24 protein-coding genes and 1 pseudogene are annotated in these 26,223 nt (G+C 58.3%); 9 read left to right on the forward strand and 16 right to left on the reverse strand.

What is annotated here, in order from left to right; all coding sequences use genetic code 11:
* Positions 1-379 precede the first annotated feature (379 nt).
* From nth to ydgT, 9 genes and pseudogenes are all read right to left on the reverse strand, one after another.
* Positions 380-1,014, reverse strand: a pseudogene (gene nth, locus LU196_RS12160) (endonuclease III).
* Positions 1,011-1,712, reverse strand: coding sequence for an electron transport complex subunit E (locus LU196_RS12165; RefSeq protein WP_232757575.1), 702 nt, complete (start codon positions 1,710-1,712; stop codon positions 1,011-1,013). The pseudogene nth and the gene LU196_RS12165 overlap by 4 nt, the downstream one beginning before the upstream one ends.
* Positions 1,709-2,338 carry an electron transport complex subunit RsxG gene (gene rsxG, locus LU196_RS12170; RefSeq protein WP_232757574.1) on the reverse strand — a complete coding sequence of 210 codons (630 nt, stop codon included), beginning with the start codon at positions 2,336-2,338 and terminating at the stop codon, positions 1,709-1,711. Before rsxG ends, LU196_RS12165 begins: the two co-directional genes overlap by 4 nt.
* On the reverse strand, positions 2,335-3,399 hold the full coding sequence (gene rsxD / locus LU196_RS12175) for an electron transport complex subunit RsxD (protein WP_232757573.1): 1,065 nt from the start codon (positions 3,397-3,399) through the stop codon (positions 2,335-2,337). Before rsxD ends, rsxG begins: the two co-directional genes overlap by 4 nt.
* Positions 3,400-5,820, reverse strand: a complete 2,421-nt coding sequence (gene rsxC, locus LU196_RS12180; protein ID WP_232757572.1) for an electron transport complex subunit RsxC — start codon at positions 5,818-5,820, stop codon at positions 3,400-3,402. It abuts the gene before it with no gap.
* Entirely contained in the window at positions 5,813-6,391 is a 579-nt protein-coding gene (rsxB, locus tag LU196_RS12185; RefSeq protein ID WP_232757571.1) for an electron transport complex subunit RsxB, read from the reverse strand. The genes rsxC and rsxB overlap by 8 nt, the downstream gene beginning before the upstream one ends.
* A complete protein-coding gene (gene rsxA, locus LU196_RS12190) occupies positions 6,391-6,972 on the reverse strand; it encodes an electron transport complex subunit RsxA (protein WP_007893776.1) in 582 nt (193 codons plus the stop codon). The genes rsxB and rsxA overlap by 1 nt, the downstream gene beginning before the upstream one ends.
* 121 nt (positions 6,973-7,093) lie before the next feature.
* Positions 7,094-7,537, reverse strand: coding sequence for a DUF2569 domain-containing protein (locus LU196_RS12195; protein WP_232757570.1), 444 nt, complete (start codon positions 7,535-7,537; stop codon positions 7,094-7,096).
* Between the two features lie 94 nt (positions 7,538-7,631).
* Complete coding sequence (gene ydgT, locus LU196_RS12200; RefSeq protein WP_232757569.1) at positions 7,632-7,847, reverse strand: transcription modulator YdgT; 216 nt, start codon at positions 7,845-7,847, stop codon at positions 7,632-7,634.
* A 624-nt stretch (positions 7,848-8,471) separates the two neighbouring features.
* On the opposite strand from ydgT, the gene ytfQ reads away from it, so the two are divergent.
* From ytfQ to LU196_RS12230, 6 genes are all read left to right on the forward strand, one after another.
* Positions 8,472-9,428 (forward strand): galactofuranose ABC transporter, galactofuranose-binding protein YtfQ, encoded by a 957-nt coding sequence (ytfQ, locus tag LU196_RS12205; protein ID WP_232757568.1) that lies wholly within the window; start codon positions 8,472-8,474, stop codon positions 9,426-9,428.
* Between the two features lie 55 nt (positions 9,429-9,483).
* Positions 9,484-11,004: a sugar ABC transporter ATP-binding protein gene (locus tag LU196_RS12210; protein WP_232757567.1), complete on the forward strand. Its 1,521-nt coding sequence runs from the start codon at positions 9,484-9,486 to the stop codon at positions 11,002-11,004.
* Complete coding sequence (ytfT, locus tag LU196_RS12215; RefSeq protein ID WP_232757566.1) at positions 10,997-12,013, forward strand: galactofuranose ABC transporter, ATP-binding protein YtfT; 1,017 nt, start codon at positions 10,997-10,999, stop codon at positions 12,011-12,013. Before LU196_RS12210 ends, ytfT begins: the two co-directional genes overlap by 8 nt.
* The gene (gene yjfF, locus LU196_RS12220) at positions 12,010-12,993 is read left to right on the forward strand and encodes a galactofuranose ABC transporter, permease protein YjfF (protein WP_232757565.1); all 984 of its coding nucleotides are present in this window, start codon (positions 12,010-12,012) and stop codon (positions 12,991-12,993) included. The genes ytfT and yjfF overlap by 4 nt, the downstream gene beginning before the upstream one ends.
* Positions 12,994-13,160: 167 nt before the next feature.
* Positions 13,161-13,931, forward strand: a complete 771-nt coding sequence (locus tag LU196_RS12225; RefSeq protein WP_232757564.1) for a DUF1868 domain-containing protein — start codon at positions 13,161-13,163, stop codon at positions 13,929-13,931.
* A 215-nt stretch (positions 13,932-14,146) separates the two neighbouring features.
* Positions 14,147-14,908, forward strand: coding sequence for a helix-turn-helix domain-containing protein (locus LU196_RS12230; RefSeq protein WP_232757563.1), 762 nt, complete (start codon positions 14,147-14,149; stop codon positions 14,906-14,908).
* Here LU196_RS12230 and leuA read toward each other — a convergent pair.
* Positions 14,880-16,568, reverse strand: coding sequence for a 2-isopropylmalate synthase (gene leuA / locus LU196_RS12235; protein ID WP_232757562.1), 1,689 nt, complete (start codon positions 16,566-16,568; stop codon positions 14,880-14,882). The two genes, LU196_RS12230 and leuA, sit on opposite strands and share 29 nt — an antisense overlap.
* A 214-nt stretch (positions 16,569-16,782) precedes the next feature.
* Here leuA and zinT point away from each other — a divergent pair, with 214 nt between their 5' ends.
* The 3 genes from zinT (at position 16,783) to LU196_RS12250 (ending at position 19,014) form a co-directional block, all read left to right on the forward strand.
* The gene (gene zinT, locus LU196_RS12240) at positions 16,783-17,424 is read left to right on the forward strand and encodes a metal-binding protein ZinT (protein ID WP_232757561.1); all 642 of its coding nucleotides are present in this window, start codon (positions 16,783-16,785) and stop codon (positions 17,422-17,424) included.
* A gap of 142 nt (positions 17,425-17,566) precedes the next feature.
* The gene (locus LU196_RS12245) at positions 17,567-18,685 is read left to right on the forward strand and encodes an alkene reductase (RefSeq protein ID WP_232757560.1); all 1,119 of its coding nucleotides are present in this window, start codon (positions 17,567-17,569) and stop codon (positions 18,683-18,685) included.
* 14 nt (positions 18,686-18,699) lie between these two features.
* Positions 18,700-19,014 carry a helix-turn-helix transcriptional regulator gene (locus tag LU196_RS12250; RefSeq protein ID WP_232757559.1) on the forward strand — a complete coding sequence of 105 codons (315 nt, stop codon included), beginning with the start codon at positions 18,700-18,702 and terminating at the stop codon, positions 19,012-19,014.
* 128 nt (positions 19,015-19,142) lie between these two features.
* Here the strand turns inward: LU196_RS12250 and LU196_RS12255 are convergent, their stop codons facing one another.
* From LU196_RS12255 to LU196_RS12280, 6 genes are all read right to left on the reverse strand, one after another.
* A complete protein-coding gene (locus tag LU196_RS12255; RefSeq protein ID WP_232757558.1) occupies positions 19,143-20,183 on the reverse strand; it encodes an ABC transporter permease in 1,041 nt (346 codons plus the stop codon).
* Positions 20,180-21,181, reverse strand: a complete 1,002-nt coding sequence (locus LU196_RS12260; RefSeq protein ID WP_232757557.1) for an ABC transporter permease — start codon at positions 21,179-21,181, stop codon at positions 20,180-20,182. Before LU196_RS12260 ends, LU196_RS12255 begins: the two co-directional genes overlap by 4 nt.
* Entirely contained in the window at positions 21,174-22,658 is a 1,485-nt protein-coding gene (locus tag LU196_RS12265) for a sugar ABC transporter ATP-binding protein (protein ID WP_232757556.1), read from the reverse strand. Before LU196_RS12265 ends, LU196_RS12260 begins: the two co-directional genes overlap by 8 nt.
* A gap of 71 nt (positions 22,659-22,729) precedes the next feature.
* Entirely contained in the window at positions 22,730-23,734 is a 1,005-nt protein-coding gene (locus LU196_RS12270; RefSeq protein ID WP_232757555.1) for an autoinducer 2 ABC transporter substrate-binding protein, read from the reverse strand.
* A gap of 277 nt (positions 23,735-24,011) precedes the next feature.
* Positions 24,012-25,130, reverse strand: a complete 1,119-nt coding sequence (locus tag LU196_RS12275) for an aldose 1-epimerase family protein (RefSeq protein WP_232757554.1) — start codon at positions 25,128-25,130, stop codon at positions 24,012-24,014.
* Between the two features lie 221 nt (positions 25,131-25,351).
* Positions 25,352-26,221 (reverse strand): PfkB family carbohydrate kinase, encoded by an 870-nt coding sequence (locus LU196_RS12280; RefSeq protein WP_232757553.1) that lies wholly within the window; start codon positions 26,219-26,221, stop codon positions 25,352-25,354.
* Between the last annotated feature and the right edge of the window lie 2 nt (positions 26,222-26,223).

The following is a 26,223-nucleotide window of genomic DNA, read 5'->3' on the forward strand; positions in this document are numbered from 1 at the left end:
TGCCCCATGCGAAGGTTAATATGTTGATCTGTATCACATTAATGCCAATAAATTACCGTCGTAAAAAAACTTTCTCAGGCGATATCGCCTATAGCATGGGTAAAACGCGCTTTTGCGGGGGAAGGAGAGAGAAATTCAGGTATGCGACGGGACAACGGCGCCATCGCCTTTACGCGGCCATGCTGAAGCAGGAGGCGCGCTCGCGGTAAGAAGGCAATGACGCGCACCCGCATGGGCATTGACGGTACTACGCACCGTGGCGTTGACGCACAAGGGATAGAGCAGAAAAGGAGGCGATGGCTAACCGCCTGGTATCCTGCGGCAAACAGCCGCAGTCGTTAACGCCTTTGGTTGGGCGGTTACCCCGTGTCGGACAGCGCTAACTGTCGGTTTTGGCGTCATACTCACAGAGATCTTCAATCAAACAAGATCCGCAGCGCGGCTTACGCGCGATGCACGTGTAGCGCCCGTGTAAAATCAACCAGTGGTGGCAGTCGACTTTGAATGCGGCAGGAACCACTTTCAGCAATTTTTCCTCCACTTCCTCCACGTTCTTACCCGGCGCGAAGCGGGTAGGTTGCTAACGCGAAAAATGTGCGTATCGACGGCAATAGTGGGCCAGCCAAACGCCGTATTCAGCACCACATTGGCGGTTTTACGTCCTACGCCCGGTAAGGCTTCCAGCGCAGCGCGATCTTCTGGCACTTCGCCGCCGTGCTGCTCCAACAGGATACGGCAGGTCTTGATGACATTTTCCGCTTTGCTGTTGAATAAACCGATGGTTTTGATGTGCGCTTTGACGCCCTCTACCCCCAGCGCCAGCATGGAAGCGGGGGTATTCGCTACCGGGTAAAGTTTCGCCGTGGCTTTGTTCACGCTGACATCGGTGGCCTGCGCCGAGAGCAGCACCGCGATGAGCAACTCAAAGGGCGAGGTAAAATTGAGTTCCGTGGTCGGGTGCGGGTTGTTATCCCGCAGGCGCGTGAGGATGGCTAAACGCTTTTCTTTGTTCACACGGTTTGTCCGGTTTCGCCCTGCGACGCAGAAGCGGGCTGCGCAGCACGCTGTGCGGCGCGCTGCTTCATTTTTTGGTCAATCATATATTTACCCGCCAGCAGCATGCCGAGGCCAATAAACGCACCCGGCGGCAGCATCGCCAGCAGCATGGGCGAATCGAAGTGGACCACTTCAATGCGCAGCGCTTTGGCCCACGGCCCCAGCAGCTGGTCAGCACCGTTAAAGAGCGTCCCGCTGCCGATCAGCTCGCGGATGGAACCTAGCGTGACCATCGCGCAGGTCGCCCCCATGCCGATGGCAAAGCCATCCAGCGCTGAGAGCGGAATGCTGCTCTTTGAGGCGACGGCTTCTGCCCGGCCCACCACGATGCAGTTGGTGACAATCAGCGGAATAAAAATGCCCAGCGACTGATACAGCCCGTAGGCATAGGCGTTGATCAGCATCTGTACGCAGCTCACCACCGACGCGATGATCATCACGTAAATGGGAATACGGATCTCGCTGGGCACCCAGCGGCGCGAGGCCGAAATCGCGCTGTTGGTAATGGTCAGTACCAGCGTGGTTGCCAGCCCAAGCCCAAGGGCATTGGTGGCGGTTGAGGTCACGGCCAGCAGCGGACACAGCCCCAGCAGCTGCACCAGCGCCGAGTTGTTTTTCCACAGACCGCCAATTACTAAGTTCTTCGCTTCACTCATGGTGTTTCTCCACATTCAGGCAGCGAATCAAGCTTCGCTGGCAGCGTTTCAATCAGCAGGGTGGCGCGCTTGGTGGCATTGACGACCGCACGCGGGGTAATGGTGGCACCGGTAAATTGGTCAAAGTCGCCGCCATCTTTCTTTACCGCAAACTGTTTGTCATCGGATCCGTGAACCACTTTGCCGCTGAAGCGTTTAATCCAGTCAGAAACGCGTAGCTCAATTTTATCGCCGAGGCCCGGCGTTTCATGGTGCTCTACCACGCGCACGCCCAGCACTTTACCGTGGAAATCGGCACCCACCAGCATCTGTATCGCCCCTGAGTAGCCATCGGGCGCGGTGGTTTCCAGCGCGGCTGCAACCGGCTGCCCGGCTTTGCGCGCCACATAAAGCGCATGCGGTTTGTCATTACCCAACGCGGCATTGGTCACCTGATAGCACGCCTGCTGGATATTATTGTCATAGATGTCCGGCGGCACCACTTGATCGAGCAGCGCTTTCTGCTGCAATTGGGTCTGGTGCGCCACGGTCGGCTTGGTTACAGAGTTCACCACCGCCGTGAGGCCGGTTGTGATCACCGCGAAGGCGGCCAGCGTCACCGCATTTTTACGAATCGCATCGATCATTTTTCTTCCTTACGATGGCCGTAAACGCGCGGTTGCGTGTAGTAGTCAATCAGCGGCACGCAAATGTTGGCCAGCAGGACGGCAAACGCCACGCCATCGGGATAGCCGCCGAAGCTGCGGATCAGCCACACCAGTACGCCAATCAGTGCACCATAGATAAGGCGGCCGCGATTGGTGGTCGAGGCGGTAACCGGGTCGGTGGCAATAAAAAAGGCGCCCAGCATCGTGGCCCCGGAGAAGAGGTGGATCAACGGGGTATTGAGCGTCTGCGGTGAGAACAGCCAGCCCAGCGTGGCGCACACCGCCAGCGAAACCAAAAAGCTGACCGGGATGTGCCAGCGAATGGCGTTTTTTGCCAGCAGCAGCAGACCGCCCAGCAGATAGCCCAGATTAATCCACTGCCAGCCCAGACCTGCCAAAACGCCGCTGTAAATAGGCTGCGCCAGCAGCTGTTCAGCACTGTGGCCGGCGCGCAGGCCGGTTTTGAAGCTGTCCAGCGGCGTCGCCTGACTGATGCCATCAACCCCCAGTTGCAGCTGTTGGAGCGTATCACCGCTGAGGGTGTGCTGGGTGAAGATCATGCTCAGCGTGTCTAACAGGCCGATCTTGACCGTTTGTAAGGATTCAGGCGGCAGCCAGCTAGTCATCTGCACCGGGAAGGAGATCAGCAGCACCACATAGCCGACCATCGCCGGGTTAAAGGGGTTTTGTCCTAGCCCGCCATAAAGCTGTTTGGCGATGACAATCGCGAACACGGTGCCAAGCACCACCAGCCACCACGGCGCCAAAGGAGGGATGCTGATCCCCAGCAGCAGCGCCGTGAGCAAGGCGGAATTATCGGCCAGGGTAGGAACCACCGGCGTTTTACGCAGACGCAGGATCGCGCCTTCGGTTAGCCAGGCGGTGAGTACCGCCAGCAGCACCTGAACTAAAAAGCCCACGCCAAAGAAATACCACTGCGCCGCCATACCGGGCAGCGCGGCAGCCACCACCAGTAACATGATGTTGCCGGTGCTGCGCCGATTATGGGTATAAGGAGAACTTGCGATACGAAAAGCCATTTATTCCTCAGTGTTCAACGGCTGCTGCGCTTTTCGCGCTTTGGCACGGGCGATCGCGGCAGCGATGGCCGCTTTACGGGGATCGTCGGAGTCAGACGACGCCTCGGCTTGCGCTTGAGCAGCGGACGCTGCGTCGGTTTCGGCGGGCGTCTCAGACGCCGCAGCCGCTGCCGCTTTTTTCGCTTTGGCGCGGGCAATGGCTGCTGCGACGGCGGCTTTGCGCGGATCCTGCTCGGCGGCGGGCGCGTCGTCAGCGGCAGTCGTTGCCTCAGACGCCGCCGCCGCCGCTTTTTTCGCTTTAGCGCGGGCAATGGCCGCTTCTACTGCGGCTTTGCGCGGATCCTGCTCGGCGGCGGGCGCGTCGTCAGCGGCAGTCGTTGCCTCAGACGCCGCCGCCGCCGCTTTTTTCGCTTTGGCGCGGGCGATGGCCGCTTCTACTGCGGCTTTGCGCGGATCCTGCTCGGCGGCGGGCGCGTCGTCAGCGGCAGTGGTTGCCTGAGACGATGCTTCCGCTGCTTTTTTCGCTTTGGCGCGGGCAATGGCTGCTGCGACAGCAGCCTTGCGCGGATCCTGCTCGGCGGCGGGCGCGTCGTCAGCGGCAGTTGATGCCTGAGACGAGGCTTCCGCTGCTTTCTTCGCTTTGGCGCGGGCAATGGCTGCTGCGACGGCAGCCTTGCGCGGATCCTGCTCGGCGGCGGGCGCGTCGTCAGCGGCAGTTGATGCCCCAGACGAGACTTCCGCTGCTTTTTTCGCTTTGGCGCGCGCAATGGCCGCTTCTACGGCGGCTTTGCGCGGATCGCCGGATTGGCGGCTCAGGGGTTCTGTCTCTGCCTGCTTTACAGCCTGCTGTGCCAGCGCCTGAGCATGACGCGCTTCGCGCTCAGCCAGTTGCTGCTCGGCACTTTTCGCCTCGCGCGCCTTCACGCGCGCCGTGGCCGCGTCCAGTTCGCCGCGTGCGCTGCCTGCGACACGCTGCTTAGCGTGCTCATGACGCGCCTCACGCGCCTGTTTTTCCCGTTCAAGTCGGGCCTGGCGCGCCTCAAAGCGCGCTTTGGCTTCCGCCGTGCGGCGCGCTTCTAAATCAATCGCGCGCAGCTCGGCTTTTTCCTGACGGTAGTACTGCACCAAGGGAATGTTGCTGGGGCAGACGTAGGCGCAGGCACCGCACTCAATACAATCATCGATATTGTGCGCGCGCGCTTTGTCATGATCGCCGCCCTGGCTGTACCAGAAAAGCTGCTGCGGCAGCAAATTGGCGGGACAGGCATCGGCACAGGCGCTACAGCGAATGCACGATTGTTCTTGCTGATCGTGTCCCATCTCTGTAGCGGACGGGGCCAGGATACAGTTGGAAATTTTCACCAGCGGCACATCCAGCGAGGGCAGGGTAAAGCCCATCAGTGGACCGCCCATGATCACCATCTGCTTGCTGCCGGGCCGGAAGCCCACGTGACGCAGCAGGTGACTGACGGGCGTGCCGAGTCGTCCCCAGACGTTGCGCGGCTGGGCGATCGCCTCACCGGTAAGGGTCACCACGCGCTCGGTGATCGGCTCACCGTCGACGATGGCACGTTTTACCGCCCACGCGGTGCCGACGTTTTGCATCAGCACGCCGATATCCGTTGAGCGCCCGCCGTGCGGCACTTCGCGACCGGTCAGAATCTTAGTCAGCTGCTTAGCGCCGCCTGAAGGATATTTGGTGGGGATCACGCGCAGCTGCAGCTCACGATCGCCGCCCAGCGCTTGCTTCAGCGCCGCAATGGCCTGCGGCTTGTTATCTTCGATGCCAATCAGCACGCGCTCGGCCTGCAGCACCCAGGCGAGAATACGGCAGCCTTCCAGCACTTCAGCAGCGCAGTCCTGCATCAAACGATCGTCAGCGGTGATATAGGGTTCGCACTCGGCGGCGTTGATAATCAGCGTCTTCACGCCGCGCAGGCCGCCGCGCAGCTTCGTAGAGGTGGGGAAACCGGCGCCGCCGAGTCCGGCCACGCCCGCAGCATGAATGCGCTTTACCACCTCTTCGCGTGAAAGGGCGCGATAGTCAGGCTGGGGATCCAGTGTGGTCCAGCGGTCTTCGCCGTCGGCGCGCAAGAACACGCACAGTTCGGATAAGCCAGAGGGATGGGCCGTCATGTGCGGCGCGATGGCTTCAATGATGCCAGACGTTGGCGCATGCACCGGCAGCATCCGCCCGTGACCAAAGGTCAAGGGATCGCCGCGCAGGACGCGATCGCCAGGCGATACGCAGAGTTCGCCTTCGTGGCCGATATGCTGCTTGAGCGGAATAATCAATCTTTCAGGCAGCGGCAGCGTGCTCAACGGCGTACCGTTGGACTGGGTTTTCATCTCAGGCGGATGAATGCCGCCCTGAAAATCCCACAATTTCTCTTTGCGGAAGAGATTCAATAGATTACGCATGGCTGTCTACCGTGATCACCCTTACAGGAATGGTGTTGAGATCCCACTTCCAGTTGGCCGTGGTGGTGGCCACCGGACGCATCTCAATGCAGTCAGTTGGGCAGGGCGCCACGCAGAGATCGCAGCCGGTGCACACATCGCTCAGTACGGTATGCATGGCGCGGGTCGCACCCACGATGGCATCAACCGGACACGCCTGAATACACTTGGTGCACCCGATGCAGTTGGCTTCATCAATCCATGCCACGGTGCGCACCGGTTCCAGCACGCTCTGATCGCCGTCCAGCGGCTGCGGCTCCACGTTCAGCAGCGCGGCCAGTTTCAGCATGGTCTGTTCACCGCCGGGGGCGCATTTGTTAATGGCTTCGCCGTTGTTGCCCACCGCATCGGCGTAGGGACGGCAGCCGGGATAGCCGCACTGTCCGCATTGGCTTTGCGGCAAAATGGCGTCGATTTGCTCCACAATCGGATCGTCTTCCACCGCGAAGCGCCGCGAGGCGTATCCCAGTAGCGCCCCAAATACCAGGCTTAGCGCGGCCAATACCGCGATAGCAATCCAAATCGCACTCATCAGAATTTCACCAGCCCGGTAAAGCCCATAAAGGCCAGCGCCATTAATCCTGCGGTGATCAAGGCAATAGAATTGCCCTTGAAGGGGGCCGGCACATTGGCCAGCACCAGACGTTCACGCATGCCGGCAAACAGCACCATCACCAGCGAAAAGCCCAGCGAGGCGCTGAAACCGTACAGCGCGGCCTGCAGAAACGTATGATTGAGGTTCACGCTCAGCAGCGGTACGCCCAGCACGGCGCAGTTGGTGGTGATCAGCGGCAAGAAAATCCCTAACAGGCGATAGAGTGACGGACTGGTTTTACGCACCACCATCTCGGTGAACTGCACCACCACCGCAATCACCAGGATATAGGCCATGGTGCGCAGATAGACGAGGTCGAGCGGCACCAAAATTAAATGGTTAACCAGCCACGCGCAAATGGCGGCAAGGGTGATCACAAAGGTGGTGGCAAGTCCCATGCCAATGGCCGTTTCCAGTTTTTTTGACACGCCCATAAACGGGCAGAGGCCGAGGAATTTCACCAACACGAAGTTGTTTACCAGCACGGTGCCAATAAAGAGAAGCAGATAGTCGGTCATTTTTTAACCTGGGAAGCCAAAAGGCCACTATTATCCGGAAATGAGAGATGCATCTCAACCTTTACAAAAAGTGGCGCCGGGTCAACCGCACTCAGGACCACATTGCTGACAAAAAAGCGCATCAGGGACGGACAAAGGTGTGCTTTACGCGCTGTGAACGCTTGAAATAGGGCACAAAAACCGCGGCTGCGAGCAGAGACAGCAGCAGCGTTTGTAACGCTTTGCCATCCGCAACCGGGGTAAAGGCAAAGGTTTTCAGGGCCAACAGGACGGTCATCAGCAGCCACAGGGTGAAATGGCGCGGTAAGCGGCGCGAACGCTGGCAGAAAATCCAGCATACCCACAGGCTGTAAAGCCATACGCCGGCTGCGGTCAGTAGCGAAATGGCCCACTGCGTCAGCAAGGTACCACCCTGCGTAAACAGCGTCTGACGCAGTGCGCCGTCGAACAGGGGGCTGAGATACATCGCCAGCACCAACGCGCTGGTTAGCATGGTCATGATCAACCACGCGAGCGGCAGCAGCAACCAGCCCGCAATGCGCGGCGGAGTAAGCGATTCGTTCATTTTATGCATCCAGTCAGGAGAGAAGGGCGTGGGTAAAGCGTGCGGAAGGCGCGCCTGCGGAGAACAGCGTCAAAGCAACGCGACGGACTCTCCTTTACATCACATAGTGCCAGACAGATTTCGGTACGCAGCCCAGATCGTAAAGGCGGCCTCCAGAAACCAATTCTGCCCGACGGTGATCGGCTGCGCGGTACATATTAATGATCTCGCTGTCATCGGTGAGTGAGTAATTGAGGTGATCGTAGAGCTTTTCCAGACTCTCAAGGTTGTTCACTTTGCGGAATTTCAGCAGGTAATCGAGCGCGGTCATGAGTGCCATTTATTATATAGGGTGTCGAAGTGCCCAAGTATAGGGAGCGCACCGACAGAGTCCATATTGGGTGCGCAAAAAAATGTAAAATCAGATTAAGTGCGCAATTGGCATCGGCAACGACTGTTTTCGTCACTTTACCTCCTCAGCGCCCGGCACCCGCAAGTCCGCATCAACCTGCGCGACGTTGAGCCGAAGCGCGGCACGCAACGCGGAACAGCGCAGGCCGCCCGGCACCGTGGGCTCAGGCGTTTGGGTTAATGCTTATTCACGCTACCTGCTACGCCGCCTTGAAAGACGTGCTTTTGCAAGTGTGGCTGACGTCACAAAATTCACCTTTATCTGTGGCGAAGCGCCGTAACCATTCTTTACGCGATAGCTGTAATCGTTTCCAGGCAGGGCAATCATAAACGATTCTGTTTATTAACTTTATTTATAGCGCGTAGAAAAAGCCATCAGGCGTTTTGTCCATAATTGCACAAGTGATTTACTGCAACCTATTGATGTAACTCCTTTAATTCACTCTGAATTGTGAACTGCGTCGCGCTAGTTTCCCCGTTTTTACGCCAAGCTTAAGCCGCGTTTGTACCCCGACAACACACTCCCTTCAGAGGAATGACAACTATGTGGAAACGTTTACTCTTGACCGCCATGGTCAGCGCTGCGCTCAGCGGTATGGCCTCCGCCGCAGACATGACGGTGGGCTTCTCGCAGGTAGGCTCGGAATCAGGCTGGCGCTCTGCAGAAACCAACGTGGCGAAAAGTGAAGCGCAAAAGCGCGGTATTACCCTGAAAATCGCCGATGGTCAGCAGAAGCAGGAGAACCAAATTAAAGCCGTGCGTTCCTTTATCGCGCAGGGTGTGGATGCCATCTTCATCGCGCCCGTGGTGCAAACCGGATGGGAGCCGGTGCTGGAAGAAGCCAAAGACGCCAAGATCCCCGTTTTCTTGCTGGATCGCGCCATTGTGGTGAAAGACAAGTCGCTCTACATGTCCGTGATCACCGCCGATAACGTGCTGGAAGGTAAGCTCATCGGCGACTGGCTGGTGAAAACCGTCGGCAATAAACCCTGTAACGTGGTGGAACTGCAGGGCACCGTGGGTGCCAGCGTCGCCATCGATCGTAAAAAAGGGTTCGCTGAAGCCATCAGCGGCCATAACAACATCAAAGTGGTGCGCTCGCAATCTGGCGACTTTACCCGCAGCAAAGGTAAAGAGGTCATGGAAAGCTTTATCAAAGCGGAGAACAACGGCAAAAACATCTGCATGGTGTATGCGCACAACGATGACATGGCGATCGGTGCCATTCAGGCCATTAAAGAGGCCGGCCTGAAACCCGGTAAAGATATCCTGACCGGCTCCATTGATGGCGTACCGGACATCTATAAAGCCATGCTGGCAGGCGAAGCCAATGCCAACGTCGAGCTGACGCCAAACATGGCCGGCCCGGCGTTTGATGCGCTGGAAAAATTCAAGAAAGACGGCACTGTTCCGCCAAAAATCATTAAAACCGAATCGAAATTGTTCCTGCCCGCCGACGCGCAGGCTGAACTCGATAAAAAGAAAAACATGGGTTACTGATCCCCGCAGCCGCCCTTCGGGGCGGTTTTTCATGACGTAAGCGAGGTAGAACCTGATGAGCAGTTCTGAACACACGACGCTGTTAACACTTGACGGCATCAGTAAAGGATTTCCCGGCGTCAAAGCGCTGGATAACGTCTCTTTTAGCATCCGCAAGGGTGAGATCATGGCGTTGTTGGGTGAAAACGGTGCGGGCAAGTCAACCTTGATTAAAGTGCTGACGGGCGTATATGCGCGCGACGCCGGCACCATCACCCTGAACGGCACCGCTATTTCGCCGCACAGCACTGCAGACGCACAGCGCCTCGGCATCGGTACCGTTTATCAGGAAGTCAACATGCTGCCGAATATGTCGGTGGCTGATAACCTCTACATTGGGCGTGAGCCGCGCCGCTTTGGTCTGATTGACCGCAAGCGCATGGTGCGCGACGCGGATGCGCTGATGCGCAACGCCGGTTTCGCGCTCGACGTCACGCGTCCGCTCGGCCACTTCTCGGTAGCGATGCAGCAAATCATCGCCATCTGTCGCGCGGTGGATCTCTCCGCGCAAGTGCTGATCCTCGATGAACCCACCGCCAGTCTGGACGCCAGCGAAGTTGAGATGCTGTTTACCCTGATGGACCAGCTGCGCGCCAAAGGCATGAGTCTGATTTTTGTCACCCATTTTCTCGATCAGGTGTATCGCATCACCGATCGCATCACGGTGTTACGCAACGGACAATTTATCGCCACGCGCGACACCGCCGCGCTGCCGCAGCTCGATCTGATCAAACTGATGCTGGGACGCGAGCTACTGGAAACGGCGCTCCAGCGCCAGGGAAGTACGCTGCGCAGCAATCAGCCGGTGGTGTCGTTTACCGACTACGGCAAGAAAGGCACCATTGAACCGTTCAACCTGAGCGTGCGCCCCGGCGAAGTGGTGGGGCTGGCGGGGCTGTTAGGCTCCGGCCGCACCGAGACGGCGGAAGTACTGTTTGGTATTCGCCGTGCCGATCGCGGTACGGCCACCATCAAAGGAAAAGTGCAGCAGATTCGCACCCCGGCGCAGGCGTCACGCTTAGGCATGGGCTTTTGCCCGGAAGATCGTAAAACCGACGGCATTATTGGCGCGGCCTCGGTGCGGGAGAACATTATCCTGGCCCTGCAGGCGCAGCGCGGCTGGCTGCGGCCGATCAAACGCCGTGAACAGCAGGCGATTGCCGAGCGCTTTATCAAAAGCCTGGGCATTCGCACGCCGCATGCCGACCAGCCGGTTGAACTCCTCTCCGGCGGCAATCAGCAAAAGGTGCTGCTGTCGCGCTGGCTGGTGACCAAACCGCAGTTTTTGATTTTGGATGAACCCACGCGCGGCATTGATGTGGGCGCGCACGCGGAAATTATCCGCCTGATCGAGTCTCTGTGCGCTGACGGCCTGGCGCTGCTGGTGATCTCCTCGGAACTCGAAGAGCTGGTGGGCTATGCCGACCGCGTAGTGATCATGCGCGATCTCAAGCAGGTCGCCGAGATCCCCCTGGAGCAGCTGTCGGTGGCATCTATTGTGAATGCCATTGCCGATGGAGGAACACAACATGCTTGAATCGCCTATGACACAGCCAAAAACGCAGCGGCCCAAGCGCAAAATGCCGCAGGGGATGCCGCAGCTGGTGGCGCTGATTCTGGTGCTGCTGATCGACAGCGTGGTGGCGAATAACTTTTTTGCCATTCACGTGCAGGACGGACGCCTGTTTGGCAGCCCCATTGACATTCTTAACCGCGCTGCGCCGGTGGCGCTGTTGGCCATTGGCATGACGCTGGTGATCGCCACCGGCGGGATCGACCTGTCGGTCGGCGCGGTGATGGCGATAGCCGGTGCCACCGCCGCCACGCTGACGGTATCCGGACACAGTCTGGGCGTGATTATTCTCGCCACGCTGGGCACCGGTCTGGCGTGCGGGTTGTGGAACGGCGTATTGGTGGCGCTGTTAAAAATTCAGCCCTTTGTGGCCACGCTGATTCTCATGGTGGCGGGCCGCGGCGTGGCGCAGCTGATCACCCAAGGGCAAATCGTGACGTTTAACAGCGATAGCCTGTCATGGTTTGGCAGCGGCGCGCTGTGGCTGCTGCCGGTGCCGGTGTGGATCACGCTGCTGGTGGCGCTGCTGGTCTGGCTGTTGGCACGCAAAACCGCATTAGGGCTGTTTATTGAGGCGGTGGGGATCAACCTGCGCGCGGCGCGCAACGCAGGCGTCAATGGCTGGCTGGTGGTGATGTCCACTTACCTGATCAGCGGCCTCTGCGCCGCCGTGGCGGGATTGATCGTGGCGGCGGATATTCGCGGCGCCGATGCCAACAACGCCGGATTATGGCTGGAGCTGGACGCCATTCTGGCAGTGGTTATCGGCGGGGCTTCGCTGATGGGTGGGCGGTTTAACATCGTGCTGTCGCTGGTGGGCGCGCTGATCATTCAGGCCATGAATACCGGCATCTTGCTCTCTGGCTTCCCGCCCGAATTAAACCAGGTTGTGAAAGCGGTGGTGGTGATGTGCGTGCTGCTGCTGCAGTCACCGCGTTTCATTGCCATCCTGAAAGGGAGACGTCCGAAATGATCAAGCGCCATTTGCCGTTAATGATCACGCTGCTGGTGTTTGCGGCAGGGTATCTATTCTGTTTAAGTCAGTTTCCTGGCTTCGCCTCCACGCGGGTTATCTGCAATATTCTTACCGATAATGCTTTTCTCGGTATCATCGCCGTGGGCATGACCTTTGTGATTTTGTCCGGTGGTATCGATCTTTCCGTGGGCGCGGTCATTGCGTTTAGCGGCGTGTTTCTGGCGCGCGTCATCGGTGATTATCACGTTGATCCGCTGGTGGCCTTTGCACTGGTACTGGCGATGGGCGCGCTGTTTGGTGCCATGATGGGTTGGCTGATTGATGCACTGAAAATTCCCGCGTTTATTATTACGCTGGCGGGCATGTTTTTTCTGCGCGGCTGTAGCTATCTGGTCTCGGAAAACTCCATCCCCATTGACCATCCGCTGTATACCACGCTCTCCAGTTTGGCCTGGAAAGTGCCGGGCGGAGGGCGGCTGAGTTTGCTGGCCGTGATTATGCTGGTGGTGGTGATTGGCGGCATTTTGCTGGCGCACCGTACGCGCTTTGGTAATCAGGTCTATGCCATCGGCGGCAACCTGACCTCGGCGCAATTAATGGGGGTCTCCACCCGCGCGACCACGGTCAAAATTTATATGCTTTCCACCACGCTGGCGACGCTGGCGGGCATTGTGTTCTCGATTTATACCTCAGCGGGCTACGCCCTCGCTGGACTGGGGGTTGAGCTGGATGCGATTGCCTCGGTGGTGATTGGCGGCACGTTGCTGTCCGGCGGCGTCGGCACGGTACTGGGCACGCTGTTTGGCGTACTGATTCAGGGGCTGATCCAGACCTGGATCAACTTCGATGGCACCCTGAGCTCGTGGTGGACCAAGATTGCCATCGGCATTTTGCTGTTTGCGTTCATCGCGCTTCAGCGCATGCTCACCGTGATGTGGGACCGCCAGCAGAATGCGCCGGTGAAGCGCTTAACCTGACGCGGCGTCTGCGCCGTGGATAAAAGGCTATCTTGCGATAGCCTTTTTTTTGCATGGGTCACAACGCGCCGCAGGTCAAAACGCACCGCGCTGTCATTTTTTTTCCATCTCTCGCTGGCACGCTGCAATCGCACATCTTCATTCTTAAGCCAAACGCGAGGTGAATCATGGCAACACGACGCATGCTGTTAAAAGGCTCGCTCTTAACGCTGGGTATGGCGGCGCTGCGCACTGCGGCGGCCGAGCATCTGCCCCATGACGTGGGGCGTAAGTTCGACGCGGAAGGGGGCGTGCTGCCTTTTGCGGGTAATACGGTCATTTGTCATCTTCCGCAGCAGGGAGAGGGATCGCACCTCTTTGATGCGTTACTGGATGTCTACCGTGAACTGCCCCGGCAGAGTTGGGCACGCTGCATCACGGCGCTGCCGCCCTCCAGTTATCACATGACCATTTTTGGCTGCGCCGACGATCGCGATCGCCATTATCCGCTGTGGCCTGCCGGGTTGCCGCTGGATATGCCGATGGCGCAGTGCAGTGAGATACTGGCGCAGCGCCTGCAGCAATTTCGGCTGGGTGAGGATGCCGCGCCGTATCGTTTGCGCGTGAATCCTGCCGCCCCGGCCGCCACGGAAACGCCGCTGACGCTTCGCCTGATAGCGGCCGATGCCGCGACGGAAACGCGTCTACGCCGCCTGCGCGATCGCTTAGCTGACGTCACAGGCATCCGCGATCCCGACCACGACCACTATCAATTTCATATTACCTTAGGCTACCAAATCGCGCCGCTTACCGACGCGCAGGACAGCGCCTGGCGCGACGCGCTGGCGCACTGGAAAACCCAGGTCGTGCAGCGCGTCCCGGTGTTCACGTTGGGGAATCCGGAGTTTTGCGTTATGAAGGACATGTTTGCGTTCAAGCGGCAGTTTTACCTCACTTGATAGGTGGCCCACGAGGCAAAGGCAGGGGCAACACCCACCCGTGAGGAGGGAAAACGCGCCTGGACATTGCAGCAATGTTGTCATGCGAGCACGATCCTTTTACCTTATTTTAAGGGGCGCTGTTAACACGTTACGCGCTTATTGACCTCACCGCGTCGTTCCCGGCAACGACGCGAACAACACGATCGAACGGTTAACAGGAGAAGCACGCCCGCATGACGCACCAGCGCGATTTTGATTTTACGCTCCGTCCGATCATCCCTTATGCCCATGACTATCAGCACGGCGACAGCGAAGCGTGGCACGTGCATCACTGCGCGCAGCTGATTCACACGTTGAGCGGCGTGATTCGCGTTGATGTGCGCGAAGGATGCTGGGTGGTGCCGCCGTCGCGCGGGGTATGGATCCCGGCCAATACGCCGCACGCGTTAGACATCACGGGCGCAGTGCAGGCCCGCGTGCTGTTTATTGATCCGCTGGCGCGCGCCGATTTGCCCGCCACCTGTCAAGTGGTGGGCGTAAGCGGGCTGCTGCGCGAGCTGATCCTCAGCGCGCTGACGCTCTCTGCTGACGACTGCTCGGGCAGTCGGGATGGGCGAATTTATGGCTTAATCCTGGATGAAATACGCTTGATAGATACGCTGCCTTTTCATCTGCCAGAGCCCACCAGCGCCCGCCTGAAGCAGCTGAGTGAGGCGGTGCGCGCGGCACCCCATCAGACATGGTCGATCGCCGAGGCCGCCTGCACCCTTGGCGCCAGCGGCCGCACGCTGAACCGCCATTTTTATCAGCAGACCGGCATGCACTTCAGCGAATGGGTACGGCGCGCACGCCTGCTGCACGCCCTGATGCGTTTGGCGCAGGGCGAGGCTGTCACGCGCGTGGCGCTGGATCTCGGCTATGCCACACCCGGCGCATTTAGCGTGATGTTTCGCCGCGTGATGGACGTTACGCCAAGCGACTATTTTCGTCGCTGAGCAGATTGCCAAGCGCATTCAGCAGCGCCTGCAGCGAGGCGCGGGTGATATCACTATCAATGCTGACGCCCCACGCGCTGGCACCGCCGCGGCGCTGACAGCACAGATAGGCGACGGAGCGGCTGTCGCTGCGTTTTCCCAAGATGTGCTCTTCGTAGCAGACAATTTCCACCTCAACCTTAAAATGCCGACACAGGGCGGTCACGGCCGCAGAGAGCACCCCAGCGCCTTCACCTTGCAGGGGCAGCCGTTTTGATTGGTGCTGCACTTCAGCGGTAAGCACGGTGCGCTGCGTTGACGGGCCGTGGCTGGCGTAATCGATTAACTGCAGCGGCGGGGCGTCGATCAGCCCATATGCCCGGCGAAAAAGCGTCCAGACCGCCTCCTGCGTCATCTCCCGCTCATCGCGCTCGGCTTCACGCTGCACGCGCAGGCTGAAATCCTGCTGCAGTGGGCGGGGCAGGTGCAGATTGTGGTTTTGTTCCAGATACCACGCGGCACCGCTCTTGCCAGATTGGCTATTCACGCGGATCACGGCGGCGTAGCTGCAGCCAATGTCGGCGGGATCCAGCGGCAGATAAGGCACGTGCCACGGGCCTTTGGGGTCGCGCTCGCGGGCAGCGAAGCCTTTTTTGATCGCATCCTGATGGGAGCCTGAAAAGGCGGTAAACACCAGCTCACCCGCATAAGGATGGCGCGGCGCAACCGGCAGCTGATTGCAGGCCTCCACCACATCAATGACCTTCTTCATGTTGCTGAAGTCGAGGCCCGGCGGGATGCCTTGGGTATACAGATTCAGCGCCAGCGTGATGAGATCGGCATTGCCGGTGCGTTCGCCGTTGCCAAACAGGCAGCCCTCCACGCGCTCAGCGCCCGCCAACAGCCCCAGTTCCGCGCTGGCAATGCCGGTGCCGCGATCGTTGTGAGTGTGTACGCTGATGCACACCTGCTCCCGGCGTGTAAAATGGCGACAAAAATACTCAATTTGGTCGGCGTACAGGTTAGGCGTGCTCACCTCTACCGTGGCAGGCAGGTTGATAATCATTGGGCGTTCGGCGCTCGGTTCCCAGACTTCGGCGACCGCTTCACAAATTTGCAGGGCAAAATCCGGCTCGGTAAAGCAAAAGGTTTCAGGGGAATATTGAAACGTCCAGAGCGTTTCTGGCGCGGCGGCACAGCGCTGTCGAATCTGTTGCGCCGCCGTCACCGCCAGCTGCACGATCTCGTCACGCGTCTGACGAAATACCACGTCGCGAAACAGTGGCGCCGTGGCGTTGTAGAGATGCAGAGTTGCCCGGCGTGCACCCTGCAGGGCGACAAAGGTGCGGTCAATCAGGTCGCGGCGTGCCTGCGTCAGCACCTGGAGCGTAACGTCAGCGGGCACCCGGTTTTCTTCAATCAGCGTGCGCACAAAATCGAACTCCGTTTGCGAGGCGGCAGGAAAGGCGACTTCAATTTCAGTAAACCCACAGCTCAGCAGTAGCTCCCAGAACATCAGCTTCTTGGCTTTGTCCATGGGCTCCGCCAGCGCCTGGTTGCCGTCGCGTAAATCCGTTGAAAGCCAGCGGGGCGCGCGGGTCAGCGCCGCGTTAGGCCACTGCCTCTCTGATAACATTATTGACGGATGCGGCTGATATTTGCGTGAGGGGTTGGTTAACATCGCATAGCTCCTTGTGAGTATCGGCGTCCAGTGTGCGTGCCGTGACGCCCAAAAACGCACCAGCAACTGACAATCGCATACCAGAAAGTGACATTTTTCAGCGCGACGGCTTTCATCATGCGCGGCAGGTAAAAGTGTGGCGAAGAAAGTCTGTCTGTAACCGTTTGTTGTGTTATGTTATAACATTCATAAAAACAGAGAGGGATTGGCACAGATGAGATTGCAGTTCGGTATGGTATTTCTGGGAATGTTGGTCAGTCACGCGGTGTTTGCTCATGGCGATCACGCGCACGGTGCGCCGCTCAGCGCGAAAGAGATAAATGCGGCGAAAGGCGTCTTCAGCGACGGCGACGTAAAGGATCGTCCGCTGAGCGACTGGGATGGCGTGTGGCAATCGATTTATCCCTATGCCAAAGATGGCACGCTCGATCCGGTATTCCGCAAAAAAGCCGAGGCAGATAAAAGCAAGACCTTCAGCGAGGTAAAAAAATATTATCTTACGGGTTATGCCAGTACCCTTTCAGAGATCGGCATTGAAAACGGCGTGATGGAGTTTACAGACAACGGTGTGACCCACGCATGTCGTTACGTTTACCAGGGCCACAAAATTCTGCATTACGTTTCGGGTAAAAAAGGGGTGCGTTATCTCTTTGCCTGCAGCGATCAAACCAGCGCCGCGCCGAAATTTGTGCAGTTCAGCGATCACATCATCGGTCCGAGGAAATCCGGACATTTCCACATTTTCACCGGTAATGTCTCGCAGGCCGCGCTGTTTAACGAATTGGAAAACTGGCCAACCTTTTTCCCCTATCAGCTAAGTAAAGAAGCGATTGTGGACGATCTGCTGCACCACTGATTGCCGATAACCGCCTCGCTCACCGAGGCGGTTGAAAGGATCCCGGCGCAGTGCGACACCGAGAAAACCGCACAGATTATACATTTACAAATTTAAATGTATAAATATAATGCGCGGACATTTTCAATACAGGAACAGGACTATGTCGTCGCTTTTTTCTCCCCTCACGCTGGGTGGGCTGACGCTGCGCCACCGTATTGCGCTGCCGCCGCTGACCCGCTGCCGCAGTGAGCAGCCGGGCAATATCCCCGGTGACATGATGGTGGACTACTACCGCCAGCGCGCCAGCGCCGGCCTGATGATCACCGAAGGCACGCAGATTGAACCGCGCGGTCAGGGCTATGCCTGGACACCCGGCATTCACACCCAGGCGCAGGTCGCGGGCTGGAAAAGAGTGACCGACGCGGTGCATGCCGCAGGCGGGACCCTTTTTTGTCAGCTGTGGCACGTCGGCCGCGTGTCGCATACGGCGCTACAGCCCGGTCAACAGGCGCCCATTGCCCCTTCGGCGGTGCAGGCTACCGGCGTGCGTGTGTTTGTCGAAACCGGCCCCGGTGCGGGGGAGCTCACGTCACCCAGCGCGCCCCGCGCCATGACCACTGACGAGGTCAAAGCCGTGGTGGGGCTCTACCGCACGGCCGCAGAGAACGCAAAAGCCGCGGGATTTGATGGCGTTGAGCTGCACGCGGCCAACGGCTATTTGATCAACCAGTTTATTTCGGAACACACTAATTTCCGCGACGATGAGTACGGCGGGTCGCTGGAGAATCGCCTGCGGTTCTTGCGCGAGGTCACGGAAGCAGTCAGCCGCGTGTTCAGCAGCCAGCGCGTCGGCGTGCGGCTTGCGCCACTGTTCTCGAGCACCGATGAAACGCGCGTGTATCTGGGGCTGGTGGAGAGCGATCCGCACGCTACCTATATTCAGGCGGCGCACATGTTAGATGCCCTCAATATTGGGTATTTGTCGATTGCCGAAGCAGACTGGGACAACAGCCCCGATCTGCCAGAGGACTTCCGTCGCGCGCTGCGCAAGGCCTTCCGCGCGCCCATTATGTATTCTGGCCGCTATACCCAGGCCAAGGCGCAGGCGATGCTGGACAACGGCTGGGGCGAACTGTTTGGCTTTGGGCGTCCGTTTATTGCGAATCCCGACTTGCCGACGCGCTTGAAAGCGGGATATCCGTTGAATCCACTCGACAGCGCCGCTTTGTATGGCGGCACCCGAAAAGGCTATACTGATTACCCTTTTTACACTGTCTAAGGTATGGACACGGCATGTCACCCGAAAATGCCATTAAACTGCTGGCCAATCCCACGCGGGTGGCGGTGCTGAAATGGCTTAAATGTCCGGACGAAGCCTTTGCGGACTACACGCAACTTTTTCCCTTCGACCAGTATGGCGTGTGTGCCAGTCTCATTCAGGACAAGGCGGGCTTATCACAGCCCGCCACGTCGCTTTGCCTCAAATCTCTGCACGATGCTGGCCTGCTTGAAGCCAGTAAAGTGGGGAAATGGACTTACTATCGCCGCCGCGAAGCGGCGGTTAGCGAGATGATTCAGGCGCTAAGCCAATCGCTGCACGCGCTGTGACTCAACCGCGCGTTTCGCCCCTCTATTGACTGCGTAAATTCCGGGACGTTCTGTCGGCGCATGGTCAGTCCGAAACAGCGTGCTTTCCACCGTCACGCTGCGGCACATCCCTATTGAACGCGTACGCATCAGCCCGCTTTGCCCACGCTGGCTGGGCGTTTGGTTCGCGTTTTTCTGCGCTCGGTAAACCACGCTTTCACCACGACGCCACCCGAGGCGGCGATTAAAATCGCGCCCCATAGCGCCAGCGTAATGAACTGGCTTAAATCCAACAGGATAGAGGCCGTAGAGACCATTTGCAGAATAACCAGCGAGAGGATCACGCCGCTGACCCGGCCAAACCCACCCAAGGGATCAACCCCCCCCAGCACCACGGCCAGAATCGCCACCAGCAGATAGCTTTCGCCGTAAGCGGCGTTGGCGGAGTCGAAGCGCGCCATCATAATAATGCCGGCAATGCCCGCGAAAATACCGGAAATCAGATAGACCCAGAGCAAACTGCGCCGCGTATCGATGCCGGAATAGAACGTCGCGCGCTCGTTGGAACCGATCATGGCGATCGATTTACCCAGTGGGGTCTTATTCACAAAAATGCTGAGTGGGATCACGGCCAGGGCAAACACAATGAGCGCGAAAGGAATACCCCATACCGTGCCGTTGCCAATAAACACCACCGGCGCGGGAAAACCGGAAATCACGTCGCCGTGGCTCACGCCAATCGCCAGCCCTTTCACCGTGGTCATGGTGCCGAGCGTCGCCAGCATGGGCGGTACGCGCAGGTACGCCACCAGCACGCCGTTGATCAACCCCACCGCAGCGGCGAGCAGCAAGCCCAGCAGCAGGGCACCGAGCTGCAGCAGTTCGCCTGCGCTGCCGTGGGTTTCAGGCAGTAAGGCGGTCAGCGTATAGGCAACGGTGAGGGCGCACAGATTGGCCGTGGCGATAATCGAGAGGTCAATGCCTCCGGAGAGCATCGGGATCATCATCGCCAGCGCGAGAAAGCCGAGTTCCGGTAGCTGAAAGCCCATTGAGCGTAGACCGGAGGCGGCAAAGAGTTTGTCGCCCTCGACCAGCCCCAGCCCAATCATCATCACGATCAGGATAAACAGCAGCCGGACATTGGTCGTCCCCAGCCTTAGCCCCATTTTTTCATACAGCGAGGTGTTCATGTCACCGCTCCTTCTTCAACGAGCTTGTTCTGTTTACGGGTCTCGCGCGCCATCATGATCATGGCGGCGATGATCACCAAACCGGTGCTGAACAGTGACCAGTAGGAGGAGATACCGAGCAATATCAAGCCATTTTGCATAATGGCGATCAGCGCCACGCCCAGCACGGTACCCAGCACCGTGCCTTTGCCGCCCATCAGGCTGGCGCCGCCAATCACCACCGCAGCCACCACATCCAGCTCGCGACCGACCAGCGCGGTAGGGGAAACCGATTGGGCGAGCTGCGCCTGCACCAGCGAGGCCAGACCGGCCAGCGCCCCCATGTAGGCATAGACCAGAATATTGAGGCGGAAAACATTGAAGCCGACGCGCTGCGCGGCGTCCGGATTGCCGCCCATGGCGTAAATCTGGCGGCCGGTATTACTCCGGTTCAGCAGCAGCCAGGTCAGCATAAATGCCAGCACCAATGCCATAATTTGCAGGTTGAGCGCGTAAGGATTACCTTGCGCATCGGTGTAAAACACGATTTCAATTCCAGCATTGAACCAGTCAGGCAGCATAAAAATGTCGGCCCCCCCGGTGACCGTCAGGAGCACGCCATAAAACACATTCAGGGTGGCAATGGTAATGATCAGCGCCGAGGTGCGTAACACGTTCACCAGCAAGCCGTTGATCGCACCGAGCAGAATGCCAAGCCCGATGGCAACGGCAAATACTCCCGGCCAGCCCAGCCCCACATGGTTGGCTAAGGTGAGCGCACCATATTGCGTAATGGAGGCGGCGGCGGCAAACGAGAGGTCGATCCCGCCGGTAATGATCACCACCAGCAAACCCGCCGCCATAATGCCAATAAACGCTGTGGCGCCTGTGACATCCAGCAGATTTTGTAGGGTGGCAAATTCAGAAGTGAAGATCGTCAGCGCGGCGATCATCACGGCCAGCACCGCCAATAGGCGGCACTCATGAGAATGCAGGAAACGCTGGAGTTCATCACGCATTTACCGCCTCCTTTAAGGCTTCTTCACTGCATTGGCCGGGGTAAAACTCTCCCTCCAGCCGACCCGCACGCATCACCAGCACCCGGTCGCTATGGTAGTAGACCTCCGGAATTTCATCGGAGATCATCAAAATAGCGATGCCGCTGGCGGCGAGTTCTCGTACGATGGCGTAAATACCGTCTTTCGCGTGAATATCTACGCCTACCGTGGGGCTATCCAGAATCAACAATTTAGGCTGGGTCGCCAGCCATTTGGCCAGCACCACCCGCTGCTGGTTACCGCCGGAGAGCGTTTTCACTTTGTTTTCGGGATCGCCAGCCTTGATGGTTAAGGACGCAATCGCGTGCTTCACCGTGGCGGAGTAGGCCTCTTCGCGAATCAATCCGGCTTTATTAACCAATTTTTCCACCACCGAGAGCGTGATGTTGTCGCGGATGGATTGCTCCAGCACCAGGCCGAGCGCCAGCCGGTCCTCTGATAAATAGGCAATGCCTTGTGCGATAGCGTCACGGTTAGATCGCAGCCGCACTGGCGAACCGTGCAGCCTGATTTCGCCACGATCCGGCCGCGTCAGGCCAAACAAACTCAGCGCCAGTTCGGTGCGTCCCGAGCCCAGCAAGCCGGTAAGCCCGAGAATTTCACCGCGGCGGATATCCAGCGAAATATCCTGATACTCTCCCGCGCGCGATAAGTTGTGCACCGCCAGCACCGTGTCGGTTTCCGGTCGCGCTTTGGCCACGGACTCGTAATGGAACGTTTTACCCGTCATCAGCGTCGCCAGCTTTTTGTCCGACATCTCGCGGGCGTCCCAGGTGCCGAGCTTAATCCCATCACGCATCACCGTGACGCGGTCGGCGATCTCCAGCACCTCATCCAGTCTGTGGCTGACGAACACAATGGTAATACCGCGCTGCTTTAACTGCTGGGTCAACCTTAATAGCGCGTCAACTTCATGGCGGGTCAGGGACGAAGTGGGTTCATCCATGATCACCAGCCGGGCATTGGCGGCCATGGCCCGGCATATGGCCACGAGCTGGCGCTGGGCAATGGAGATATCGGCCACCTTGTCATGCAAATTGAGGGAAACGCCGATGCGCTGCACGGCTTCGGCGGCGATGGCGTAAAGCTGTTTCCAATTGACGCGTTTAAAACCGCCCGCGTGCTGACCAATAGCGATGTTCTCGGCAACCGTAAGGTTGGGAAACAGCGAGAGATCCTGATAAATCACCTGAACGCCCAACCGGGTGCTGCCTACCGGCGAAAGCGGAAACACGTCCTGGCCCTTGATGGTGATACGCGCGCCCGGCTCAGGCTGATGAACGCCCGCCATCACTTTAATGAGGGTCGATTTTCCGCAGCCGTTTTGGCCGCATAAACAGTGCACCTCGCCCTCTTCAAGCGACAGGCTGACATCCGAAAGGGCGCGCACGCCGCCAAACACTTTCGAGATGCCATCAAGTTGTAAAAATGTGGGCATACGTCACCCCTTAGCGATTCCAGGAACGGAGAAAGAGGGCCCGCGCGCGGGCCCGTTCAGAGAGGGAGGCCTCAGAGACCGAGTTTAACGAGGTCGTCAATATTGGCTTTGGTGATCTGCAGGATGCGATCCACCATAATCACGTTGTTGGCGCTGTCTACCGTGGCTTCACCCAAGCCAGGAATTGTCATGCCGGTTTTGAAGTCGGCTTTATCTAAGGCCAGGCGCGCCACGGCGGTCATGGCCAGTCCCGCTTCTTTTGGACTCCACAGGAAACCTTCGCGGATCACGCCCGACAGGATATAGGCGCGCGCCTGGGAGGGAATGGTAGTGCCCACCAGCGCGATTTTCTTCTCAAGATGGCGTTTTTTTAACACGTTACCTGCGCCGATCGGCCCATTCGAGCCCATCGACATAATGCCCGTCACGTTAGGATGCGCTTTGAGAACGTCTTGCGTCACGCGCTCAGACTCATCAATAAAATCGGCACCGGGAAGGCGATCTGTCGCCAGCTTCATGTTGGGGTAGTGGGCTTTCTGATAAGCGATGGCGGCGTCAGCCCACTGATTGTGGCCGGTGGTGGTTAAGGTGCCCACCAGCACCACATATTCGCCTTTCTCACCCATTTCCCGCGCGAGCGCTTTCATTTGCGCTTCACCGTAGGCTTGCGCGCTGATTAACTCCACGTCCCACGTTTTACCCGGCTGGTTAGGGCCCTCTTGGGTGATCACCATAATGCCGGCGTCGCGCGCCCGTTTAACCACCTGCGCGGTGACCTTGGTGTCCAGGGGGACAAGGCCGATGACATCGACTTTTTTCGCAATCAAGTCTTCAATTAATTTTACCTGCTGTGCCGGATCCGCGCGGGTAGGGCCCACCATTGACGTTTTCAGGTTATATTTTTCGCCGCCTTCCTTGAGGCCCTGATTAAGAATATTGAACCAAGGGATGCCCGCTTCTTTCACCACGGTGACCATGGTTTTCGTTTCTGATGCGGAAAAAGCGGGCAGAGTGAAACCCATACTTAACGATAATAATGCGGAAAGACTGAGTTTAATAATCGTGCGGCGATTCATGTGATACCCCTGGATAAAATAAAGGTGCGTATGACGTTCCGGCTTAAAAGCGGGTGAATAGATTCACGCTGCTTTTTATTTAAGAAAGCAGTGCAATTAACAAAGCCCGAAACGTGGGTAGTCAAATCCTTTAAGAAAAAGAAGGATAAGCAGCAGGCTTATTTCTTTTTCTTGCCGGACATACCGCGTATATTGTGCCGGCTCACTGAGAACTTTACTGCAAATTTTAATAAAGTAAATTACTTCACAGTGGGAAAGGTTTCTTCTTTGAAGAAGCTCACACATCCTTCATGGTGGAGGCGTGAGGAGCTACGCAGGATGCGTGAATACGCGCGGCCTCCGCAGGCGTCTCTTGCGCGGTGAGGTAACCCAGTTTCACCGTGAACTGCGCGCTGTCACCTCCCGCGAGGGTGCGTACATTGCCCGCGCGTTGCTCCGCGTGATACCCCTCTACGCCGCAGGTGGCTGGCATAGCAAAGGCGCACACCTTTTGCATCGCGTTAGCGAGGATCCAGCGGAGTAAATGTGAGAATTCGGCGGGGTCGTACTGGACCATAAAAGCGTCTCCGCCGGGGCGACGGAGCAGGGTGTGCACGCGTCCATCCGCGGCCGTTCGCAGGTTTTTCAACGAGAAGACCAGTTCCGGATCGGGCTGTAACGCGGCAGACACCACCGCCGTGTCGCGGGGATCGCGCGCGAGGCGCGCCAGGCGTTGCAGATAGGCCTCATCGGCCTTAACCAGCCCCGGAATCGACGTGCGAATCACGGTATCTGCAGCGGTAAAGGAGGTGGGCTGAATCAGCTCTGCGCCTTCCACATAGGCGAAGTTGGCGTGACACATGTACATCAATTCCATCGGGTTTTGTGACAGGTTTTCAACCTCCATTCGGATTTCAAACTGCGCGCTGTCAGGGCGCATCGTCACGCGCGGCTGCGCCCGATAGTGGTCGCCGAAGCCCATCAGATATTCCCGCTCGCTGACCAGCGCCAGCCACGGCCCTTCATCATCTATGCCGGTTTCGATACGGGCGCTATCCATCGGCGCCACCGGCATTTCACCGTGCAGCGCGTGGGTATCCTCTGCGCCGGGATTGCCGTTTCTCAGCAAACCAGAGTGAAACATAAAGCAGCCATAGGTACCGACAATATCGCTGGCGGGTCGCGGCGCACGAAAATGGCTCTGCATGGTGAGGTCCACACCATCGAAAACCGCCTGCCAGATTATCTGACCATAATAGGGCAGAATAATAAGGTACCCGCGCTGATTTTTGAGCTTAACCGCTTCAATGCCGGTGTCATAAATAAAAATTTCTGCACTGCATCCCGCCGCGTGGATAATTTCCAGTGGCTGTGCGCGGAAAAACGATTTGTGAAGCTGTAGGGTAATAGGGGGCATTGCACACTCCCTTTGTGAGTGAATAAAAAGAAACGTTATGCCTTCAGGCAATAAAGCGCCTGCGATAAGGGGTTATCGCATTAAAATTAACGCGCAGAGTCGGTTTTATTTGATAGTGTGGCGATGCTCACGCTTTATTTTCACGGCTAACCCTAAATAATGTCGCATTTCACCCCGCGTATTTTTACTCCAATCACGATTGGGCGTCGCGCAAGCGTGCATCAGTGGCTGCCGGGGCGCTGAGAGACGTGCTGGGCGGCAGCGGCGTTAGCGGTAATGACGGCGTCAGAAAAGGCTTCTTGCCGGGCTAAGGCTGCGCAGAGCGTACCCGTAAAGCAGTCACCGGCCCCGTGCGTGCTAATCAACACCACTTTCTGCGCCGCCAGCGTCTGGCAGGGATGACCCGTTTCGCAGAACGCGACGCCGTGTTCGCCTGCCGTCACCACCACGCGGGGAAAATGCGCGCTCAGGACCTGCGCCGCGCGCGCCGCCGTGGCGAGATCGTTGACCGCGACGTCGCTCATGTCGCGCGCTTCAATCGCATTCACCACCAGCACATCAATCAGCGCCGTCAGCGCCGCGCTCAGCGGCCGCGCCGGGGCCGCGTTAAGGCACACCTGTACCGACTGTTGCTTGGCGCATGTCGCCGCGTGCAGATTAATGGCGTCAGGCACTTCATTTTGCAGCACCAGCAGGCTGACGCCGTGCCAGAAGGGGGCGGCATCGAACATCTCGGGGGCAATATGCTGATTAGCATTACTCACCACCACGGCACCGTAGTCGCCCTCCGCGTCGGTGATGGCCACGCTCATGCCCGACGCCACATTGTCAATCGTCTGAATATAGCGCGTGTCCACCTTGGCCGCGCGCAGCACCTCGCGTAAATAGTGGCCCGGCGCGTCATTGCCTACCGCGCCGGCGAACATCACCTCAGCGCCCGCTTTGGCCAGCGCCAGCGCCTGATTGCCACCCTTGCCGCCAAAGGCATAGCGACAATCGGTGCCCATCACGGTTTCACCCTTTTCCGGGCGATGATCGGCATCCAGCAGAATGTCGTAGTGCAGGCTACCCATTACCGCGATTTTTGTCATAG

The organism is Pantoea sp. Mb-10 (assembly GCF_021272205.1).
Taxonomy (GTDB): Bacteria; Pseudomonadota; Gammaproteobacteria; order Enterobacterales; family Enterobacteriaceae; genus Pantoea.

What these genes read in the sequence shown, in the direction of transcription:
- LU196_RS12165 (WP_232757575.1), bottom strand. Translation starts at nt 1,712, where the DNA reads ATGAGTGAAGCGAAGAACTTAGTAATTGGCGGTCTGTGGAAAAACAAC.
- rsxG (WP_232757574.1), bottom strand. Translation starts at nt 2,338, where the DNA reads ATGATCGATGCGATTCGTAAAAATGCGGTGACGCTGGCCGCCTTCGCG.
- rsxD (WP_232757573.1), bottom strand. Translation starts at nt 3,399, where the DNA reads ATGGCTTTTCGTATCGCAAGTTCTCCTTATACCCATAATCGGCGCAGC.
- rsxC (WP_232757572.1), bottom strand. Translation starts at nt 5,820, where the DNA reads ATGCGTAATCTATTGAATCTCTTCCGCAAAGAGAAATTGTGGGATTTT.
- rsxB (WP_232757571.1), bottom strand. Translation starts at nt 6,391, where the DNA reads ATGAGTGCGATTTGGATTGCTATCGCGGTATTGGCCGCGCTAAGCCTG.
- rsxA (WP_007893776.1), bottom strand. Translation starts at nt 6,972, where the DNA reads ATGACCGACTATCTGCTTCTCTTTATTGGCACCGTGCTGGTAAACAAC.
- LU196_RS12195 (WP_232757570.1), bottom strand. Translation starts at nt 7,537, where the DNA reads ATGAACGAATCGCTTACTCCGCCGCGCATTGCGGGCTGGTTGCTGCTG.
- ydgT (WP_232757569.1), bottom strand. Translation starts at nt 7,847, where the DNA reads ATGACCGCGCTCGATTACCTGCTGAAATTCCGCAAAGTGAACAACCTT.
- ytfQ (WP_232757568.1), top strand. Translation starts at nt 8,472, where the DNA reads ATGTGGAAACGTTTACTCTTGACCGCCATGGTCAGCGCTGCGCTCAGC.
- LU196_RS12210 (WP_232757567.1), top strand. Translation starts at nt 9,484, where the DNA reads ATGAGCAGTTCTGAACACACGACGCTGTTAACACTTGACGGCATCAGT.
- ytfT (WP_232757566.1), top strand. Translation starts at nt 10,997, where the DNA reads ATGCTTGAATCGCCTATGACACAGCCAAAAACGCAGCGGCCCAAGCGC.
- yjfF (WP_232757565.1), top strand. Translation starts at nt 12,010, where the DNA reads ATGATCAAGCGCCATTTGCCGTTAATGATCACGCTGCTGGTGTTTGCG.
- LU196_RS12225 (WP_232757564.1), top strand. Translation starts at nt 13,161, where the DNA reads ATGGCAACACGACGCATGCTGTTAAAAGGCTCGCTCTTAACGCTGGGT.
- LU196_RS12230 (WP_232757563.1), top strand. Translation starts at nt 14,147, where the DNA reads ATGACGCACCAGCGCGATTTTGATTTTACGCTCCGTCCGATCATCCCT.
- leuA (WP_232757562.1), bottom strand. Translation starts at nt 16,568, where the DNA reads ATGTTAACCAACCCCTCACGCAAATATCAGCCGCATCCGTCAATAATG.
- zinT (WP_232757561.1), top strand. Translation starts at nt 16,783, where the DNA reads ATGAGATTGCAGTTCGGTATGGTATTTCTGGGAATGTTGGTCAGTCAC.
- LU196_RS12245 (WP_232757560.1), top strand. Translation starts at nt 17,567, where the DNA reads ATGTCGTCGCTTTTTTCTCCCCTCACGCTGGGTGGGCTGACGCTGCGC.
- LU196_RS12250 (WP_232757559.1), top strand. Translation starts at nt 18,700, where the DNA reads ATGTCACCCGAAAATGCCATTAAACTGCTGGCCAATCCCACGCGGGTG.
- LU196_RS12255 (WP_232757558.1), bottom strand. Translation starts at nt 20,183, where the DNA reads ATGAACACCTCGCTGTATGAAAAAATGGGGCTAAGGCTGGGGACGACC.
- LU196_RS12260 (WP_232757557.1), bottom strand. Translation starts at nt 21,181, where the DNA reads ATGCGTGATGAACTCCAGCGTTTCCTGCATTCTCATGAGTGCCGCCTA.
- LU196_RS12265 (WP_232757556.1), bottom strand. Translation starts at nt 22,658, where the DNA reads ATGCCCACATTTTTACAACTTGATGGCATCTCGAAAGTGTTTGGCGGC.
- LU196_RS12270 (WP_232757555.1), bottom strand. Translation starts at nt 23,734, where the DNA reads ATGAATCGCCGCACGATTATTAAACTCAGTCTTTCCGCATTATTATCG.
- LU196_RS12275 (WP_232757554.1), bottom strand. Translation starts at nt 25,130, where the DNA reads ATGCCCCCTATTACCCTACAGCTTCACAAATCGTTTTTCCGCGCACAG.
- LU196_RS12280 (WP_232757553.1), bottom strand. Translation starts at nt 26,221, where the DNA reads ATGACAAAAATCGCGGTAATGGGTAGCCTGCACTACGACATTCTGCTG.